At 50.4% G+C, this 20468-nt stretch carries 14 protein-coding genes; 3 read left to right on the forward strand and 11 right to left on the reverse strand.

Going from position 1 to position 20468, the window contains the following annotated elements; all coding sequences use genetic code 11:
• The first annotated feature begins 84 nt into the window (after positions 1 to 84).
• Positions 85 to 219, forward strand: a complete 135-nt coding sequence (locus BCF53_RS19580; protein WP_279389139.1) for a hypothetical protein — start codon at positions 85 to 87, stop codon at positions 217 to 219.
• 108 nt (positions 220 to 327) lie between these two features.
• Here the strand turns inward: BCF53_RS19580 and ssnA are convergent, their stop codons facing one another.
• From ssnA to BCF53_RS14055, 9 genes are all read right to left on the reverse strand, one after another.
• Positions 328 to 1653, reverse strand: a complete 1326-nt coding sequence (ssnA, locus tag BCF53_RS14015; RefSeq protein ID WP_132702432.1) for a putative aminohydrolase SsnA — start codon at positions 1651 to 1653, stop codon at positions 328 to 330.
• A gap of 268 nt (positions 1654 to 1921) precedes the next feature.
• Positions 1922 to 5038, reverse strand: a complete 3117-nt coding sequence (gene ygfK, locus BCF53_RS14020; RefSeq protein ID WP_132702434.1) for a putative selenate reductase subunit YgfK — start codon at positions 5036 to 5038, stop codon at positions 1922 to 1924.
• A gap of 231 nt (positions 5039 to 5269) precedes the next feature.
• Entirely contained in the window at positions 5270 to 5476 is a 207-nt protein-coding gene (locus BCF53_RS14025; protein ID WP_132702436.1) for a bacterioferritin-associated ferredoxin, read from the reverse strand.
• Positions 5477 to 5596: 120 nt separating this feature from the next.
• Positions 5597 to 6364, reverse strand: coding sequence for a Fe(3+) dicitrate ABC transporter ATP-binding protein FecE (fecE, locus tag BCF53_RS14030; RefSeq protein WP_132702438.1), 768 nt, complete (start codon positions 6362 to 6364; stop codon positions 5597 to 5599).
• A gap of 19 nt (positions 6365 to 6383) precedes the next feature.
• Entirely contained in the window at positions 6384 to 7343 is a 960-nt protein-coding gene (locus BCF53_RS14035) for an iron chelate uptake ABC transporter family permease subunit (protein ID WP_132702440.1), read from the reverse strand.
• Complete coding sequence (locus BCF53_RS14040; RefSeq protein WP_243645840.1) at positions 7343 to 8344, reverse strand: iron chelate uptake ABC transporter family permease subunit; 1002 nt, start codon at positions 8342 to 8344, stop codon at positions 7343 to 7345. The genes BCF53_RS14035 and BCF53_RS14040 overlap by 1 nt, the downstream gene beginning before the upstream one ends.
• On the reverse strand, positions 8331 to 9230 hold the full coding sequence (locus BCF53_RS14045) for a Fe(3+) dicitrate ABC transporter substrate-binding protein (RefSeq protein WP_132702442.1): 900 nt from the start codon (positions 9228 to 9230) through the stop codon (positions 8331 to 8333). Before BCF53_RS14045 ends, BCF53_RS14040 begins: the two co-directional genes overlap by 14 nt.
• A gap of 128 nt (positions 9231 to 9358) precedes the next feature.
• On the reverse strand, positions 9359 to 10378 hold the full coding sequence (locus tag BCF53_RS14050) for a polysaccharide lyase family 7 protein (protein WP_132702444.1): 1020 nt from the start codon (positions 10376 to 10378) through the stop codon (positions 9359 to 9361).
• A gap of 323 nt (positions 10379 to 10701) precedes the next feature.
• Positions 10702 to 13116 carry a hypothetical protein gene (locus BCF53_RS14055; RefSeq protein WP_132702446.1) on the reverse strand — a complete coding sequence of 805 codons (2415 nt, stop codon included), beginning with the start codon at positions 13114 to 13116 and terminating at the stop codon, positions 10702 to 10704.
• A gap of 761 nt (positions 13117 to 13877) precedes the next feature.
• Here BCF53_RS14055 and BCF53_RS14060 point away from each other — a divergent pair.
• Complete coding sequence (locus BCF53_RS14060; RefSeq protein ID WP_132702448.1) at positions 13878 to 16094, forward strand: RICIN domain-containing protein; 2217 nt, start codon at positions 13878 to 13880, stop codon at positions 16092 to 16094.
• 219 nt (positions 16095 to 16313) lie between these two features.
• Here the strand turns inward: BCF53_RS14060 and BCF53_RS14065 are convergent, their stop codons facing one another.
• Positions 16314 to 17303: a YeiH family protein gene (locus BCF53_RS14065; RefSeq protein ID WP_132702450.1), complete on the reverse strand. Its 990-nt coding sequence runs from the start codon at positions 17301 to 17303 to the stop codon at positions 16314 to 16316.
• Between the two features lie 96 nt (positions 17304 to 17399).
• On the opposite strand from BCF53_RS14065, the gene BCF53_RS14070 reads away from it, so the two are divergent.
• A complete protein-coding gene (locus tag BCF53_RS14070) occupies positions 17400 to 18275 on the forward strand; it encodes a LysR family transcriptional regulator (RefSeq protein WP_132702452.1) in 876 nt (291 codons plus the stop codon).
• A 5-nt stretch (positions 18276 to 18280) separates the two neighbouring features.
• On the opposite strand, the gene BCF53_RS14075 is transcribed toward BCF53_RS14070, so the two are convergent.
• Positions 18281 to 20443: an Ig domain-containing protein gene (locus tag BCF53_RS14075; RefSeq protein WP_132702454.1), complete on the reverse strand. Its 2163-nt coding sequence runs from the start codon at positions 20441 to 20443 to the stop codon at positions 18281 to 18283.
• Between the last annotated feature and the right edge of the window lie 25 nt (positions 20444 to 20468).

The raw sequence follows: 20468 nt of genomic DNA on the forward strand, positions 1-20468 counted from the left end.
ACAAAGCTCCAGCATTCCCCTTTCATTGTTTTACGGGTTTTGCTATACCCGCCTGAAAACCTGCCTGTTGGCTAACGACAGTCGATGGTTCAGGCTATCGATCTGGTTCTGGCGTTACTGGCTACCCTAACCGTGACGCTAACGATGATTGCCGAAAAAGATGTTTACTGGCTGGAGCGCAACCCGGAACGCCTGCTCGATGGCAACTTTAAAGGTTGAAGATGAATTTGTTGAGATAGCAAGGGCGCACCAGGATGCCAGCCAACAGAATCACTAGCTGACGGCCCGTTCGGAACGCGGGCGTCTCGCCCGCACTTATTCATTCACTCACAAAGCATCCATCGCCTGCCAAAGTTTTTTCGAAACCTTTCGGGCTTCCGCATAAATTGGCGCAACATCAAAACCAAAGGCGCGATCTTCATAAACAAACCGCCCTTCCACCATCACACTGTTTACGGCACCAGAGTTCAGGCCAAAAGCAAAATGCCCGGCCAGGTTTTCGGCCTGCAGCGGCGTTGGGCTGGTGTAATCCAGAACCGTTAGATCGGCCTTATAACCGGCCTCCAGCTTGCCAAACTGCGCATCAAAGTTACGCGCCAGCAGCTGGTTACCATTACCAAGGAAGTTCAGGAAGCTATCCGGCCACATAGGACCACCGGCATCCTTATGCTTGAAGTAAGCAAACTTCAGCTCTTCAAACATATCGGCACCAATACCATCGGTACCCAGAGCCACATTATTGAACTGCGCCAGCTTACCGTTATAGCCGACACCGTTATTCATATTGGAGCGGGCGTTGTGCACCAGAAAGGCATCGTGCTTATTCAGAATGTCACGATCCAAATCTGACAGGTACAAACCGTGCGCTACCAGCGTTTTACTATCGATCAAACCGAAAGCATCAAGCCGTTCGATTAAATCCTGCCCGTAGTGATGGTGACTGTGTGACACATCGTACAAATCTTCCGCAACATGAATGTGCAAACCACGGCCGGTTTGTTGCTTGGCCATTGCCAGCATTCTCAGGCCTTCATTCGATACCGTAAAGGGTGCATGCGCGCCAATGTGCGCCTCTACCAGATAAGGCTCTTCGCCCTTCTGCTTTGCTTCATCAATGGCTTTGGCGAAACGGATATTTTCATCCACACCACGCGCCAGCTCTTCGGTGCCGCCATTACGGTCGGTGGTTTCAAAACAGGTCATCGCGCGCAGGCCTGCCTTCATAAAGCCCTGTTTTAAGGTATCGAGTGAGCCTTCAATATAATTCGGTGAGGCATGGTGATCGATTACCGAGGTACAGCCACTCTTAATGGCCTCCAGTGAGCAGATTAAGCCACTGTAGTACAGGCTTTCTTCATCCAACGCCCTATCCAGCCGCCACCACAGGTTTTTCAGTACCGAGATAAAATCCGGCGTCGGTGCAATATCCGCCATAATGCCGCGCGCCAAACCGGAATAAAAATGGTTGTGCGAACACACAATACCCGGCATCACCAGCTTACCGTTCATATTTTTTGTTTCAGCCGAGGGGTACTTTTCAGCCAGGCCATTACCTACCTCGACAATCACACCGTTTTCAACGGCGATGTCGATACCCTCTTTCACCAGCGCCGGTTGAAACTGAACCGCCATCGCATTAAGTAAAATTTTCATTCAATAATCCTATTTAATAAAAGTAACCCGAAAGCTCAGCCGAGTAGCGATCGGTGACGGTCAGCCCTGATAGAAACGTCGGCGACATGGACGTCGCCGTCGAGCATACATGGAAGTATTCACTGTGCTTTCTATCAGGGCTGACCGTTATCGGTTGCGTAGCGAACCATTGGGTTGTCGATAAACCCCGCCGACAAAAAAGTATCGAAGACTGCGGCAACTTTGTCATAAGTCTGGGCTCGCTATGCGAGCCACTCAGAGCAAACTGTTACAGCTCAACTTCACCCAGCAAATAGCCATGACTGCCGACAATCTCATTGATCAACGCCGCCTCTTTCGCCAAGGCCACCGGCACATCTTTTAATTGACTGCCACTCAACTGCAGCTGTAACACATCACCCTGCGCGCGCAGCAGAACATCATCACCCTCAACAAAGAAACCATTGTTGGTGCTGTTATTAAAATCATCCCGCAAACTGAACAGGGTAAATTTATCTTTATAAGGCTTGCTATCCCAAGGGCAGAACTGCGCACAGTTACCGCACTCGTTACAGTAGGCATCCAGGTGAATCACCTGCACTTCATTGTTAAAGCCCGGCACCTTCAACGACACATTGGCCCGGTTCGGGCACACATCCACACACTTGCTGCAAATGTACGAACACTGCAAGCAACGCTGCGCCTCTTGCTCGGCAAACTTCGCCTGATTGGCCGCCGTCACCTGCGCAGGTTCAATCAACGTTGCCGCAATTAAACCCTTACGCTCAAACACCTCAGCCTGGGTAACCTTCTGCTTTTCAACCAGCGGCGCAAAGCTTTGCTGTTCGCGTTCCAGAATGGCATCGGTCGCCTTACGCGCACCGGCAATGGCCGAAACGATGCTCGCAGGGCCGGTGTTGGCATCACCCAACAAGAAGACATTTTCCACTGCAGTTTCACAGCTGCCTTCTGCGACAACCGGCCAGCCATTTTCAGCCAAAGGCAAGCCCATGCGACTCAACGCAGAAACATTCGCCTGCTCACCTACCGCCGTAATTAAGGCATCGGCCGTAAGCTCAATCGTTGCTTTTGTGGCAACCGGGCGACGACGACCTTTTTCATCCGGCTCAGCCAATTCCATGACCCGCGCCGTTACAATGCCGCTGGCAGAAAACTGTTCCGGGTTAGCCAGGAACATAAATTCAACGCCATCGGCCACGGCCAGTTTGTATTCATCTTTATGCGCTGGCATTTCCGCTTCGGTACGACGGTACAGCACCGTTACCTTTTCAACACCCGGCACCCGCAGGGCTGCGCGGGCGCTGTCCATCGCGGTATTGCCGCCACCAACAACCACCACTTCTTTACCGATGCGCAGGCTGCTGTCTTCATTAAAGGCACGCAGGAATTCCAGCGATTTAAAACGGTTCGGGTTATCGCCCTCAATGGTAATCGGGTTGCCTTTATCCGCACCGACTCCCAGGCAGATATACTTGTAGCCACTGGCTTTCAGCTCATCAATGCGGGTATTCGGGTTAGCGCCGTACTCAATCTGTACGCCGTGCTGTTGCACAAAATTGATATCGTGCTCAATGGTCTCCCGCGGAATACGGAACTGCGGAATAATGTTCTGCACCACGCCACCGGCGCTGTGTTCTTTTTCGAAGATCGTCACCGGGTGACCGGCACGCGCCAGAAAGTAACCGGCAGAAAGCCCGGCAGGCCCGGCACCAATTACCGCCACCGGCTGTTTGCTTTCATCCAATGCCGGCTTATTCCACTTGGCCTTGTAGCCTTCCCAGCCCTGTTGCAGGGTGATCTTTTTCATTTCCCGAATATTGACCGCACCTTCGTAATCGCGCCGGGTACAGTTGAACTGACACTCGTGATCGCAGATATGGCCGGTAATGGAAGGCAGTGCGTTTTTTGCGTAGATAACATCCAGCGCCTCAACGTATTTACCCTCGCCTGCCAGGCGAATGTACTCGGGAATGTCCTGGCTGATCGGGCACGCTACCTTGCATGGCGCTACCGAACAATCGGTCAGCGGCACCGGCTTATTCACGCTGATATCCTCCGGCCCACGCCATTCTTTTTGCGTGTAGCTGGCGCTTAATGCCTTGGTGGCCAGCGCTTCCAGTTTGGCCAGATCAATCTTGCTCATCTGCCACTCGCTGCTGGCATCCAACTCTGCGGCGCAGTCTTTCAGGCGCAGGTAACCGCCCGGCTTAAGCAGCTCGGTGGCCATGGTGATCGGCCGAATACCGGTTTCAAAAATCTCGCGAATGTTCAGCTTGCTGGCACCGCCAGAATACGAAATAGGCAGCTCGCCGTTAAATTCCTGAGAAAGTTCCAGCGCCAGGTTAATCGACAGCGGGAACAACGCCCGGCCCGACATATACATTTCTTTTTCCGGCAGGCGGCCTTTTTTGTTCAGCGTGCCCAGCGTGTTGGTCAGCTTCACACCAAAGCCAATACCCTTCTCTTTACCCAGTGCCACCAGGCGCTTGAGCATGGTCTTGGCATCGGTCATTTGCAGATCGTGGCTGAAGGCTTCTTCGCTCAGGCAGACATGATCAAAACCGGCGCCATCCAGAATGGCGCGCACACGCGGGTAACCCAGTAGCGTTGGGTTTAGCTTCACAAAGGTATTAATGCCGCGCTCATCGATCATGTAACGGCAGATGGCTTCGATCTCCTGCGGTGGGCAACCGTGCAGTGTCGAAATGGTAATGCCCTGAGTCAGCACCGGGCTGATGGCATCAACACGCTCAATCAAATCGTCGCGGCTAAGCGCCTGACCCACCACTTCGGCCAGCGGTGTGCTTTCAATAAAGCTTTTCAGTTCGGTTTTGTACTGGCTGAACTTGGGGTGCTCGCTGGAATCGAGCATATTGGCGATGTATTCCTGCATGGGCGCGGTTTTAATGCCATCCAGGTCGTAACCGACACTCATGTTAAAGACAAAGCTGCGGCGGCCGGCCGGCACCTGCGGGTTAAAGATGCCTTCCAGCAGGTGCAGAATCATCCAACCTTTTAAATATTCGTCGTACGCCTTGGGCAGCGTGTACTCGGTTGACCATTCGCAGTTGTAGGCTTCATCTTCGGCATCGATGCACGGTTTAGCGATTTCCAGACGGTCGAGCTTTTGAACCGTCTTCAGCTCCATAAAACGGCCACCGGCCAGATAGGAAGAAACAATATTCTGAGCCAACTGAGTGTGTGGCCCCGCGGCCGGGCCCACCGGCGTCTGGCAGCTTTCACCCCATACCGAGAACGCCTCGTTTTTAGACGCGCGGTAAAACTGTGCAATGGGCAACCCAAAGATGGATGCGTTGGTTTTTAATTCACTAAAGACTCGGGTTAACAGCTCGGCAAACGGTACCGGGCGCATGATGTCGCTCATAATACTCTTCCTGATAATCAATTCTTTGCGCAACGCGCTTATAGCAGGGTTAGAGCAATCGACAGGCCAATTACCGAAAACACACGCAAACTGTCGTCAACGCCAGTAACGGTGCGGTATTGCAGGCAGAAAGGAAATAACAGAAGAAAGCAGTGACAGCCGCTGAGCTATCAGACTAATAGCCACCTATTAGATTGATAGCCCGACAGCAGCAGAGGTGCAAAGTGATAGTCAGGCGGCGTTATAGGCCAGAGAAGAACGGGCAGATTGCATGGCATCCAGGTGCTGATTCACGATATCACGCGTGGTCAGGCCACACTTACCACACTGGCGGGCGGTACCCAGAAGATCATTCACTTCACGAACAGACTGAGCCCCTTCTTCAACGGCTTGCTTAATTTGCGAGTCGGTCACACCGCGGCATAAACATACGTACATCGGTCATTCCTGATAAATGGTTGATTAACGCGACTCTATCTCAAACACAAATGATTCTCAACACCAAATAATACTCTGACTGTTGCAGATCAAAAAATAACCATTCGACGTTATTCTGCGTTAATCATCGACAACGCACATGGGCGTATTCGCCACCGGGTCCGGGAAGATTTGCGCATTCACCGCAAACACCTCTTTCAACAGTTTTTGGTTGATAACCTCGGCAGGAGTACCCTGCGCAACCAGCTCGCCGTTGTGCATAACCAGCAAGTAGTCGCAATAACGCGCCGCCTGGTTGATATCGTGCAGCACGGTGACAATGGTTTTACCTTCATGGTTAAGCCGGCGCAGATTGCCGAGCAGCTCAACCTGATGGTTCAGATCCATATAGGTGGTGGGTTCATCCAGCAAAATATAAGGGGTTTCCTGCGCTAGCGTCATGGCCAGCCAAACCCGTTGGCGTTGACCACCGGAAAGCTCACTGACCCGTTTATCGGCAAGCTCAGTCACACCCGATGCTGCCATGACCTGATCAATCACCGCCCGGTCCTTCTGGCTGAGCCGCCCCCAAAAGCCATTGTGCGGGCTGCGCCCGTAGGCGATCAGATCAAACGTGGTCAGCCCTTCAGGAATCGGCTGCACCTGAGGCAACATGGCCAGCAGACGGGCGTATTCTTTATGGGCGATGTTCTGCACATCTTTCTGTTGCCAGTACACATGGCCACTGACGGGCTTGATCGTGCGTGACAGTGCCTTCAACAACGTCGATTTGCCGCACCCGTTTGGGCCCAGCAATGCGGTAATTTTGCCGTGCGGCACGGTAAAGGAAACATCCTTAACAATAACCTGCCCGTGATAGCCAATGGAGAGGTTTTCTGTACTGAGCATTGATGCCTTTCACTCCTGATTATTTAATTCTGAACAACAGCCATAAAAAATAAGGTGCGCCCAGAATAGCGGTTACGATGCCGGCCGGAATTTCAATGGGTGGGTCGATCACCCGACCCACCAAATCAGCAAACAGCAACAGAATGGCTCCCACCAGAAAACTGCCCGGCAGCAACAGCTGATGTCGCGAGCCCAGCAACCGGCGGGTCACATGCGGTGCAATTAGGCCAAGAAAACCCACCGGGCCACAAACGGCAACACCGGCTCCGGATAAACACACCGCCAATGCCAGCGCAGCAAAGCGCACCAGCGGCACATTCACCCCCATTGAGCGGGCGTTCTGCTCATCCAGCGCCAGCAGATTCAGCGGCTTTACCAGCAGCAAGGCCACCGGCACCAGCAGCAGCCAGGGCAACAACAACTGCACCTGCACCCAGTTACGGCCCCACAAACTGCCGGTCAGCCAGAGCAAGGCCGTGTTGATTTCCTGCGGGTTAAGCAGCATGACAAAATCGATACAGGCGGCAAAAAACGCTGCCAGCGCAACACCGGTTAACGCCAGCCGGGTTTCAGACGGGTAACGCCCCACCAGCAGCCATAACAACAGCGCCGCCATGGCACTGCCCAGTAAAGCCACCAGCGGTATTGCACCGGCAGAACTCTGCGGAAACAGGGTAATAAAACAAACGGCCAGCAAGCCGGCACCGTTACTGATGCCCAGAACATCGGGCGATGCCAGCGGGTTGCGGATAACGCCCTGCACCAGCGCGCCGGCAAGGGCCATCATGCCGCCAACCAACACGGCAAGCACCGCCCGTGGTAAACGGTACTGATACAGCGTAAAGCTGTGTGCAAAATCGGCCTGGCCGATCTTTAGAATTTCCGCCAGGGGAATAGGCACAGCGCCGAGCATAAAGCTGGCAACGATCAGCAGCGCCACCAACAACAGCAGAACGGGTAAGCCCAGAGTAGCGCGCATCAGATTCGGCTCCGCACCAAGTAAATAAACACCGGCGTGCCAAACAGAGCCAAAATGGCTCCGGCGGGCACTTCCGTTGGGAAGGCGATGGCACGGCTGACGATATCGGCCAGCAACACCAGGCAGGCGCCCATCAGCATGGCCACCGGCATATTGCGGCGATAGTCGTAGCCGGTGAGCTTGCGGGCAACATGTGGCACGATTAAACCCACAAAACCGATGGCTCCCACCAAGCTGATTGTCCAGCCGACCAGCACCAGCACCAGAGCACTGCCAAGCAGACGCACCGCCCAGATCACCACCCCCAGATGCGAGGCGTTTTCATCCCCCAAACTGAGCAAATTAAGCGTGGGTGCAAAGGCCAGGGTAAACAGCAGTGCCGGCACAGCAACCGGCCAGAGCTTGCCAAACAGAGGCCAGCGCGCTTCAACAAACCCCCCGGCCAGCCAGCTGAGCACGGCCACGGCCTGATTTTCGTGCAGAATCACCAGCGCCTTGGTCAGCGCCATGCACAACGCAGAAACCGCAATGCCCGCCAGCACCAAACGGCTGCTCTGACCACCCGCTTTCCAGCTACCTAAAGACATAACAATCAACCAGGCCAGTGCAGCGCCGATAACCGCCGCAACCGACGTACTGAACGCCCCCTGCCAAAGGCCCAGCGTGGTGACCAGGGCCATGCCCAACGCAGCACCGGCATTAATGCCAAGCACGGAAGGTGACGCCAACGGGTTCAGGGTAAGCCCCTGCATAACGGCACCGGCGGCGGCCATGGCGCACCCGACAACAATGGCGACCAGTGCGCGCGGCAGCCTTAATTCGCGCACAATGGTCTGGGCGATATTGCCGGCTTCATGATTGAATACCGCGTCGAGAGCATCGCGCGCTGAGATATTCATGGCTGACCAGCTGAACAGGCTCCACCAGAACAGCAAAGCCAATAACAGGGTCAGTCCGGCCAGCAGCGCCGGGTACGACGACAGCGACTTAGTGTTCTGCAAAAATTCTGACCAGATCCTGCGCCATGGTTTCGGCGGCCATCATGCCGCGCGCACGCGACCAGGTGTTGGCGTTGACTTCATAAACATGGTCGTCCTGCACAGCTTTGAGCAGCGACCAAAGGGGTTCCGCGTGCCATTTATGAACAATGCTGGGGTTGCTGTAGTAGCCAAAAATCAGGTAATCGGCATTGATCGCCAACAGCTGCTCTAAACCGGTGCTGACATAGGCGGCACCCTCTTCGGAGACCTTCGGGTTCTCGAACCCCAGTGTTTTCAGCACGCCACCGGCGTAGGCGTTTTCTGAGTGCAATGACAGCAGATCATCGCGCGCAACACCAAACTGCACACGGGCATGCCCCGGCAGTTGCGCTGCGTACTCGTTCATCTTTTGCCGGTGCTGAGCCAAACGCGCCTCAAGTTCCTCTTGCTTACCGATGGCCGTACCGACCACGACTGCGGCCTGCAGGTTTTCTTCATAGGTTTCGCGGCGCGATGGCAAAATTAAGGTGGGTGCGATCTTCTGCAGATCTTCATAGACCGCTTCGTGGCGGCTGATATCGGCAATAATCAAATCCGGATTCAGTGAAGCGATCACTTCAAGGCTGGGTTGCGAGCGTGTACCGACAGAGGTCCAATCACCGATGATGTCACGCACCTGCGGCAGGATGCGGTCTTTATCTTTATCATCGGCGATACCGACCGGACTGATCCCCACCGCTGCAAGCGCATCGACAAACGAGAACTCCAGCACCACAATGCGTTGTGGCTCGTAGTCAATCGTGAATTCACCTTTGCTGTCTTGCACGGTCGCTGCCGCCGAATAGGAAGCTATGACGGCCAGTACAACAATCGTGAGGATTTTACGAAAATTTAGGAATAAAAACATGGAAGCGCCCTGAATGCCTTAAAGATGGCAAACGATAACGCTTCTCATTTTCACATTCAAGTATTGGCGAATAGAGCCGAATAAAAGGATCTGCCTGAACAGATCCGCTCAAAACTCAATACAAGTGCTTACTGGTTTAACTCCAGCTTATAAAAACTTGCCTGAGCATAATCACCCGCTTCCAGTCCTCGGTTCTGGCACTCAGATGAGCCCTGATTACACTGGTTGTAAACGCCTGCTTTAAAGTACATCCAATCCTGAGCGTAGCCGAGATCCAGCTTTTCATGACCCGGATACGGCTTGCTCAAATCAACCGCAAAGGTAACGACCTTTTCGTCTTTTTCACCGATGTTGCGTTTGAAGGTAAGGTTCATCACGTTTTCAACAACATTCACGTCGTATTCAAACAACTCGCCCAGTTTCACTCCGTCTTTAGGGTCGGCATCGGCTTTGGTTAAATTATGCTGACCAAACACATTGTTCGGAATATCGGTGCGGTCCTTTTTATCTGCCGGGTTCGTTTCATACGTCCAGAAAACACTGCCGAACTCATGGTTTGGCATCTTACGGTAGAAAATTTTCAGGGGCTCATTTTTAGAGCCATGAATCTGGCCGATCACAACAGCATGGGCGCCGCGCTTTTCATCATTCCCGCTGGTGCTGACCGCATCAACCGTTAACGCTGCGGATAACTGCCCGCCAACAGCCCCAAAATCGGCTGCATTGTCATTCGCTGCCACGGCAAAGTTGTTTATTGAACCGCTGTAATTGGAGGCATCGTTTACATCCAGCATGGCGCGCAATTCACTGCGCGTATTTTTACTATTGGGTGTCGTAGGCCCAGTGTTTGGTGCTGCAAATACCGCAGCACCCGTTTCAGCATTGGTATAGAACCATTCTGGGTGCACATAAGGGTAGTTAACGTAATTCAGCCGATCAGCAGTAATTTCCATCTCTTTGCCTTGGCGGGCTTCGGTTTTATCGCCAATAGGAAGGTTGATCTTCCATTTTTTCATATCAAAGTTTTCAGCCGGCGCATTGGCAGGGTCTAACTTACTGGCCAACTCCACCTGATAGACTGTCATTTCGGCAGCACTAACCTGTAATGCAACGGCTGAGGTTAATGCGAATAACGCTAATTTTTTCATTTAAACTCCACTTGTTTTTATGTATCTGATGCAAAAAGCGCGAAAACCCTAACGGCATTAGAAAGGTGATATCGTGACGCCGGTCATGCCGTGAATTCTTGATGGTTTATTGCGAAGGCTGGCACCTTAAAATTTAGAGCCAGTTATCAGTAACAAAATCAAAGAAGTTTTAGATGAGCGTAAAACTTAGCGGTTAAATGGACGATTGAAGATGCAAACACAGCAACAGCCAAACCAGCCGGATAATACGGATCATGATAAAGCCATGATCGATGTTATCCGGCGGCCGGGCCGACCTGGGCCTCTAACTTTGTTGGCTTAATCTAATTATTGTCGCCCGTCGAGAATACACGGACTGTCATCGCCTTTGATAAGGTGCCAGACGGCCGAATGATATTGAACACATAATCCATGGTGCCATCGCCATTGTAATAACCCTGGTAGAGCGCGTTAGTATTGATGTTACTACTATTCTCTGCAGCCCACTGCCAGCTATCACTGTCTTCCATCTTATATTGAGCCCGTAACGCCAAGCCTGCGCTGGCATTCTGAATAACCACCGGGATATGGCCAACACCGCTATCGGCCGGAATCGTAAACTTCGCTAACACAGTGGCATCAGCAGCATTAATCACCACGGGGTAACTTTGCTGTAGAGTCCCTTTACTGACACTAATACTCATATTGTTGTAGATATGCTCATCCTGTATGGCATCCCAGCTGTTCTCGTATGCCGCCAAGCGATCAGCAAAGTCGTCATCGTCACCCCAGTATTCACTGCTCGATTCTGCCGGCATAATGAATTCCAGCTTACCCTCGATGACATCCCCGGCCTTATAGCTCTCGCTGGTAGACTCACCACTAAGATCAAACAAGGTTTTGTCGCTGCCCCATGTTCTTCCATAGGTATGCAGATAAGGCACTTTAGTCGTGTCGTTAAGAGTTGACGCTAAAGAAATAATCCCTCGATTCGCACTGTCATCGCCACTGCTTGTCTCGGTATCGTCGATGGCCAGCCAGCGCTTATGAAAATAATAAGAATCGCCGGTGTAATCGTTACCACCGTGATCGGCCTGAACGCTGTTGTATAAATAGCTGCCATTCCCCCGATAGAAATAGTCGAAATCCGGGCCGGTGTAATAGTCTGCAGCCATCTGATGATACACAAAACGGGTAGGCTCGATATCTTCCAGAATTTCATATTTATAGCTGTGGAACCGGCGGTGGTAATCGTTACTGCGAACCTGCTGGGTGGTATAGGTAAAGCGCAGTTTATCGTCATCTGAATAACCGCTGTAAAGCACTTCGGTCATGTTCGGCCCGGTCCAGCGGTAGGCCGTTTTAATCTTTTTACCCCAGCGATAATCGCCATTTTCATCGAAATATTTCAGGAAGTCGCCACCGCCATAGTTACCCGTCCAGCCATGATCGGTATAGCTGCTGCTTGTCGGAGTGGTCCAGGTGGGCCGCACATCGGCAATAAATGCCGCAGCTATTGCCTGATTAGGGTCGTAAGTCATGCTTTCACCCCAAGCACCGACTGCGGATTCATCCCACTTCCAATGAGTGTTGCCATAGCCAATTAAAGAAAGCTGTGCATGCGAAACGGCACCAACCTGATCCCAATAGCCATAAATCACCCTCAGCTTAAACTTTTTACTGCTGTTAGCTTCCAGGGTGACCATGCTGGAACCGCGAAGCCAGGAGCCTTCGTGTTTATGCACATAGTCATCGGATTTATGCCAGTTTTTGGAAATCTGAACCGGTAAACCTGTAGGGCGGCCATCGTCATAATCAGCCAGTAGCATAACGGTACCGGTGATGGTCGGAATCGTCGCTTGCGCGAATACAAGCGGAATATTGGCCTCAGTGTCTGTCGGATTCGTCACTTCAATGACGTATTCATCATAACGATCAACAGCGGTATCGTCCGTGCTGTATGAAATTTTGTCCGGATCTAATTCAATGTAGAAGGCGTAGAGATCAGAATCGAATGTTACATCCAGCTCATCTGAGGTATCCGCTTCGTACGCCTCGGTAATGTAACGACTGGCAGTCAGTGTGGAGAGTTTTTCGTCATCCTGAGGTTTAATGGCCAGATTAATTTTATTCAGATAAGAGTCTTTCAGGTGAGCGGTACCCTCCGGTGATTTCACCTGAATGGTGGTACGCTCCACGTCTGCATCATCGGAAAAATCGAGCGTAAAAACGACTCTATCGGGCCAGGCAGTCACCTCGAAATAACCTGAAGAACCCAGCTCATTGCCATCACTGTCGGTAAACACCAAACCGGTGTGATCAAACCGCTGCAGGAATTGACCGTTTTCTATCAGGTGAACTTCCAAATCGGAGTCATCGTTTTCAACAACACCGGTACGAGCCGTGTAAGCAACGCCGTCTTTATAGGCCTTTAGCAAAATAGAGCCATCGCTAAACTCAGTAACATCTTCAGTGAGTGCGCTCATGTAATCACTGCCTTCGGCCGCATCAAAACCGGACAGATCAACATCGTCTGCATCAAAACGCAAATTGTAATAGCCGGTTTGAATAATTAGGTTCGGATCGGCCGCCATATCCGGATTCGCCCAGCTATCGGGCCTGCGAGCCAGATCGGTTATAGGCAACCCATTTTCCCAGTATATATAGCCGTAAAGCTTTTCATTAAATACAACATCTGTAAAACCAGTAAGCGGCACAGTACTAAATGCAAGTAAACTGGCTATAAATTTCTTATTCATGAGTACGGTATCCAAAGAAATATTGTTATTAATGCAACTACTATTTTTTTATGCTGAAGTGGATTTAACTTCTTAATTCGAATACCGCATTCAGGCTTAAGCGTTTAGGGCTGATTCACACAACCCCACAAAAACCTAAAATTTCGAGCGTAAACAGTACACAACCCTGCCCCCGGTCAGTGTCGACCGGTTCGAACTTTCAATGATTCAATGTGCAAGTATTTTGAATTGAGAGTTAGCTCAAACTTTTTGATGTGTGATTTTTACTGAAATACAAAGAGATGCGTAGTTTTTACTGGAATACAAAGCATAGAAGCTATGCTAATTCTACGCATACACCCCTGAAACCTGCTGACAGGACTTAATGAATCAAAGCTACCGATCGGCAAAGGTTAGATTCTGACATCCAGCCAGTTTTTTTTATTCGTGCTGCTCAATTAACTTCATTACTTATAAAAAATCCGAAAGTAACAGCAGGCAAATGAAGAAGGTCACAAACTAAACAATTAGAAAAATGATTATTTGACGCTGTAAACATTACTGAGATTCCACTAATGATTTTTCTATCGATAGAAAATAAGGTCTTTCGATACCAATGCAATGTTCTCAGATAAATGGGATGTCGTAGCTGCATTCAATTACACCCCATAAGCTATCTTATTTAAATCGGATAACGACATGGAAGAATTCGAAATTTAACCAAGGGTTAAGGCTGCAAATGATTAATCGTCGGCTCAACCCTCAATAAGAGCAATAGCAATATGATTATAAAATTCATGGAACAGAAAAGAGTAATTATCGCTACCCTGATATCTTTAAGTATAGGTTCTGCCGCTTATTCTGACGTTTCCATCCAGGTAGGCTCAACGCCCAATCAAACGATGCGATATGGAATGGACTACGAGCGCCTGTGGTATTGGACCAACACACTCAGTGCTGACGAAAAAGATTTAGTCGCTCAATGGTCGGTAGCAGATAATGATATTGACTTTATACGGGTTGCTATCAATAGTGGCTACGAGCTCACAGAAGGGGAATATAACCTTTCAGCCTACACAAACAAGATCATCCCCATGATGCAGGACATGCAGGATGCAAACCCTGACATTAAGTTTTTTGCATCACCCCGGCCATTGGACGAAGCTATGGACGACGTCGCTTGGCAACCTTATCCACAATGGATAACGGGAAGCACAGGGAGCGACAGCGATTTTTCTTTTGATTGGGAAAAATGTGCAGAATATTTGGTACGTTATATTGAGCTTATGGATTCGTATGGTTTCGAAATAAGCTACCTGGACTTAACCAATGAATGGAACTACGTAACACCTACTCATGTCAGAGATATTGCCGAATATCTTGAAGCCGATCTCGCCGCTAAATCTTTAACAATGCCTCAAATAATAGCACCGTCTACCTGGAGTTACGCCCAGGGTTCTTCCTGGTTAGATGACGTTAATACAACCCGCCGTAGAGATGCGATTGATATTGCCGCTTCACACAATACAAATTCCAGCGGAAGTGCACAGGGCTTTGTAGAGACTGCCCAGGAGATTCTGGGCACCACAAAAGAAATCTGGAATACTGAACTCCACGATTGGAAAAGCACCTCAGGCTATGATGAAGTGCTTACGTTTTCATATGTCATGGAGGCGGTCAATGCTGGCATTTCCGGCATATCAGGATGGCTTGCGATTGGCACTACAAATCAGGGGCACAGCTACATTCTAAACCCCTCCGGCACCCCATCGAGAAACGTAAAATATTTTATTTTTAATAAACTCACCAACACCTCACATCGTGGACAAGCACTTGATATTGATACACCTGATGAACTTTCACATACGATGGCTTTCATTAAAGACAATTTAATCACGGTTTGGGCGATCAATCCGAATGATGAACCTGTCGATGTCTTAATTAATCTGACGGACTATACAGCGACAAACCAACCCGTCACCATGACGTACTGGAATACCGAAAGCGATATTGAAGGTGTCGTTAGCGACTATGTGACAACAAGCGCTACAAGCATCAGTGGAACGGTTCCTGCCGGGTCACTCAGTCTTTTTGAAATTACCATTGACGATGAAGATGTTGTTAATGACGAGAGTGCTCAATCGTTCACTCCCGACCCAGAAAAAACCTACTATCTTGATGTCCCCGAGCATAATTTACGCTTGGCGGCTACCGGTGAAAGCGAAGATCCTTATACAACCTCTACGGATGTTACGGGAGACGACGTTGAATGGCAGTTTATTGATAAAGGTAATGGCTACTGGCATATCCAAAGAGCGGCGGGTGGCACAGCTCCCAGGTTAAGAACTGACGGCACCCTGTATGCTGATATGCAGCCAACCTCTAACTCAGGCACCTATACCTATTATGAATTCACGGAAGGGGCATCGGATGATACTCACTTTCTGACGCTACCGGATGGACCTGAAGATTATCAGCGCCTACAAATCACCAATGCAGGTGAAGTTCGCTTTTTAACCACGGCTGCGGTGGGCTCATGGGAGTCGTGGGAAATTAGTGAAGTAAATGAAGACACGGTTGTTCAATTGATTAAACGAAACGCAGACAGTTACGCAATCGACGGTAATTATGGTGGCGCTAATGAGCAGGACGTTTATTTATGGACTGAGAATGAAAACAACGCTAATCAGCAATGGCTAGAGCTTGATCGTGGTGATAACTACTATTCTTATCAAAAAGCAGATACAGACTATTGCCTGGATGGCGGCAATGGCGGTAGCGATCGACAAAACGTATACCTATGGGAATGCGACGAAGATAACCAAAACCAGCATTGGCTAAAAGTAGATCAAGGTAACGGCTACTACAGTTTAGTTAAACGTAATGCGAGTGGTTATGCGATTGATGGCAACAACAGCGGTGAGGATGGCCAGAGTATTTATTTATGGTCTGTAGACGAAGATAATATGAATCAGCACTGGTTGTTTAACGAACTTTAAACACTCATTGATCTTTCGGATCTGACATGCTCGGCGGGCTACTATACACATAAGGATAGGTATTTAGCCCGCCACCTAAACTAATCGGATCGCGTGCATTTCAGCAGCCCATGCTCGGAGTGCAATCGTGCTAGCTAAAGCGAAGCGAACAAGATTGATGTCTACATCAGACGAACCACAAGCAAAAATCAATCAACATGATGCTTAAAATGAGCCCTATCAAGCCTTTGCAATCAACAAGTGGTTCAGCCCAAAACCGCCTACCATCAATAAAACAAATAACAACCCCGCCAACATCAACGGCTTAGCCCCGGCAGCGCGAATAGTCGACCAGCGGGTATTCAAACCCAGCGCTGCCATCGCCATCGCCAAACTCAGTTGGCTGCCGAAATGAAAAGTACTGCTCAGTAGCTCTGGTAAAGGCAGCCAGGTATTAATACCAGCTGACGCCACAAAACCTGCAACAAACCAAGGAATCACCAACCGGTGACCATTATCCTTCGCGCTTTGTTTCTTACTGACCACATAGCTCAGCAGCACAATAAAGGGCGCCAACAGCATCACTCGCATCAGTTTAACAATGACTGCATTCTGCAACGCCTGCTCGCCGATGGCCTGCCCTGCCGCCACCGCCTGCGCAACCTCATGTACGGTGCTGCCAATAAAGATGCCGTACGCCAGCTCACTCATGCCGCTGAAAGCGTAAAGCAGCGGGTAGCTGAACATGGCCAGTGTGCCGAACAACACCACTGTGGCGACAGCAACTGTAACATCGCGTTGCTTAGGTTTGAGCACCGCCTCGGTCGCCATAACCGCAGCGGCCCCACAGATGGCACTGCCGACAGAAGTCAGCATAGCGACATTCGGCTCCAGCTTAAAAAGCTTAATGCCCAGCCAGGTACCAAGCAAAAAGGTGGTGCTAATTACGATGCCATCCAGCAGCAATGCCTGCCAGCCAACAGCGGCAATCTGCTGAAAATTCAGACTAAAACCAAACAGAATAATGCCGGCACGCAGCAGCTTTTGCTGGCTAAACCGACTGAACCACTGCTCGCCGGTTGAATGGCAAACCGGCACAAGGTGGCCGGCCACCATGCCCAGTAAAATAGCCAATGGCAGAGCACTTAAACCGATAGCAGACAATGCGGGCAAACTTGCCAGTGCCAGTGCAGCAATGGCGATAGCGGGTAAGAGAATATACAGGCTCATAGCAACCGGGCTCCTTCTGTTCAGCAACATCTTCCCTAAGCCACTTAATTAAGTAAAATGGATAAAACTTATTTAATAGATTAGAGATACCGAACGATGAACCTTAGCCTGCGCCAACTCCGGTTGTTTGAAGCCATTGCCCGCTTAGGCCAGCTCACCCGCGCTGCCGATGAACAGGCGATCAGCCAATCGGCAGCCAGCCAGGCACTGCGCGAGCTGGAAAGCAATATCGGCTATGCCCTGTTTCACCGTGTTGGCCGCGAGCTGGTTATCACCGATAGCGGCCGCGATGCACTGCTAAAAATCCACCAGATACTTGCCCTGGCCGAAGCCTTGCGCCACCCCGATGGTGAAGACATGAGCGGGCCGCTGCGCATTGCCGCCAGCGTCACCATTGCCTGCTACCTGTTGCCGGCGCTGCTGGCTAAGTTCACCGCCCAACACCCAAAGGTTGAGCCGGATATTCGCATTACCAATACCGCAGAAGTGATTCAGATGCTGGAGACAGGCCAGGTCCAGCTGGGCTTAATTGAGGGCCCCGCCACGCACAAACAGCTGAGCATCAGCCCCTGGCAGCAGGACGAGCTGGCAGTGTTCTGCAGCCCTGGGCATGCACTGGCGAGCACTAAAAAAGCCGGCCTGCGCAACCTGAAAAGCCAGCCGTGGGTATTGCGGGAAAAGGGTTCCGGCACACGCAAGGTGTTCGATACCGCCGTACAACAGGCCGGTATACAGGTAAAAATTGCACTGGAACTGAACCGCCAGGAGGCCATTAAACAGGCCGTAAAAGCCGGTTTAGGTGTGGGTTGTTTATCGGCACTATCCGTTGCTAACGAGGTAGCGCGCGGTGAACTGCACCGCCTGGAAACACCGTTGGCGCTGAAGCGCGAGCTGTCGGTGGTGAGTTGGCCGGAGCGGGAGCGCCACCCGCTGGCAGATGCCTTTCAGCAGTTTTTGCATTCAACAACTTAAACTCATCACTCAACTAACAATTCGACTGAACGGCTGGTTGCGCCAGAGGCATCTGCAATTTCCAAGCTAAATTCATAAGCTGCCGCTTCGCTTTCAGTTGGCACACCACTTAACGTCCAAACGCCGGTATCGGTTTTTTCAACGCTTAGCCACGCCGGTGCGCTGTCTGTATCGACTATACGCAGCTGAATAATCTCATCGCCTTCCGGGTCCCAGAAGTCGTCGCCTTCCGTCAATTCATGACTGTAAGATTCGCCCAGGTAGGCGGTGGGTAACGGCGTTGAACCTCTGGCCCAGTTAGGTGCACCCGGTGATTCATAAGCCATCAGGTATTCATCGGTGCCTTCAAGTAAAACGTAAACCCAATCATAAACAGTGGTAATCGTTCGGTTATATGAGCCATCCCAGGTCATAGAACCACCGGCCTGCATCGCCTCTAAAGACCACTGATTAAAGTCGTCCTGCTCCCAGGCCTGGTTTGGCCCATACTTCCAGGCTGTTGTAGAAAGCTTAGAATGGAAGTTACCGACAATAAGATCATCCCACGCCCAGTTACCATCTGCATGAACATAGCCGTTTGTATCTGTCATACGGGTGATATGTTGATAATTCAAATTAAACTGATTGCCATCGACCTTTTCAGCATGGTTATTGTTGCCGCCAAAGGCGTGGCCAAAGGTAAAATCATCAAACTGCACAGCATGAGCAAATGGGTAAGAATTATAATTAACGGTACTTCTGCCATTATTAAAGGCTACGGGAATATCCGGGTTACCGGCCCTTGCTGCATCGGCAAATGCCTGGTAAATACGCTGCTCTTCAATCAACCCACTGGTGGCGCTATCGCCCATGTCTTCCATGGTTGCACCATCATCAAATATCCAGGAATCAACATAAGGGCCATAGCGCAGCGAGTATTCTTTTAACATGTATTCCGCATAAGCAAACATGTATTTACGCAACGGGTAGGTATCCGTTGCATCCTCATAGTCACCGGTGGCGCTGTTCCAAATACCCGTGTGATACGGCTGACTGTTGATAAACGCCTGAACGTCCGGGTCGGTATCACAATAGGCCATCCAGCTTTCAACAAACTCGACAAACTGATCCTGATTCGTCCCCACAAAGTTTTCAGAGTTGGTGTACATTTTAACCTTAAAGCCAGCATCCTTAATGATATTGATGTAATCCATCACATCATCGGTTTCAGGGTCATCCAGGCTCAGATCGCCCCAGGTGGGCACCACCTCATCACCCCCATCAAGGCTTTCAATTAATTTGCTTGGCCCATAATGCTGGGCAGATAATGACGCGCCATCGGTCAGGCCCACACCAAAACCATCAAGCGTTTTAAGGCTCTTTAATCGATCGTCTATTAAGGTAGGGTGAATACCGGAATACCAGGTACCTCTCAGCCCTGCGGCACGTTCACCGGCAGCGGGCGCTTTTTCTAAACTAATCGATTGAATCGACTTGCCGCCACCGTGGTCATCCTGACCATAAACAACAACATGGTAATTTTTAGATGAATCAAAGCCGTCCACCAACACACCGGAGGCTTCAAACTCGTCGTTAATGCGGTAGTTGTAAGACCCACCAATGCCAATTTCTAGGGTCACCGTGGTCGGCTCACCTGTTGCAAACTGCACTCGGGTGCCTGATTCGTCTAACGATACAACCTCGGTAGCATTGGCAAAATTAAGACCCCGAAAATCAGTACCGTCTGCAGCAGTCAGGTTCACACCCAAGCTATAAACGGAGGTTTCAGCACTGAAAGGGTTAAAACCTGAATAGTTTGCCAGGTCTGTTTCATCGCTGACTAAACCAAATGAAAAGTTATGAGCGGCGCTATCTGCAATGGTACCTGTCGTATATTCAACGGTTAATCTAAAGCCACTATCCGATTGAAACGATTCGGCAGAATAAAGGATGGCTCTTTTGGTATAGGTTGTGCCGTTATTATCGTAAACATAATCACCTGAATCATCCTGTACCCAGGTTGCACCACCACTCACGGATACAACTTCGTGGTCTGTTGAGCCTAAAAACTGCAGCGGTTCAGTTAACTCGGTCGTTGCAGTTACAGTACTCTTCTGATCCCCGGTTAATGAATCACCGCTACATCCGATCATCGCTAAGGTTAAGGCCAGTGCAGAGTAACGCATCATGATAGTTCCGTTTAAAGTCAGAAGG

It is taken from the genome of Reinekea marinisedimentorum (assembly GCF_004341165.1).
Classification (GTDB): Bacteria; Pseudomonadota; Gammaproteobacteria; order Pseudomonadales; family Natronospirillaceae; genus Reinekea; species Reinekea marinisedimentorum.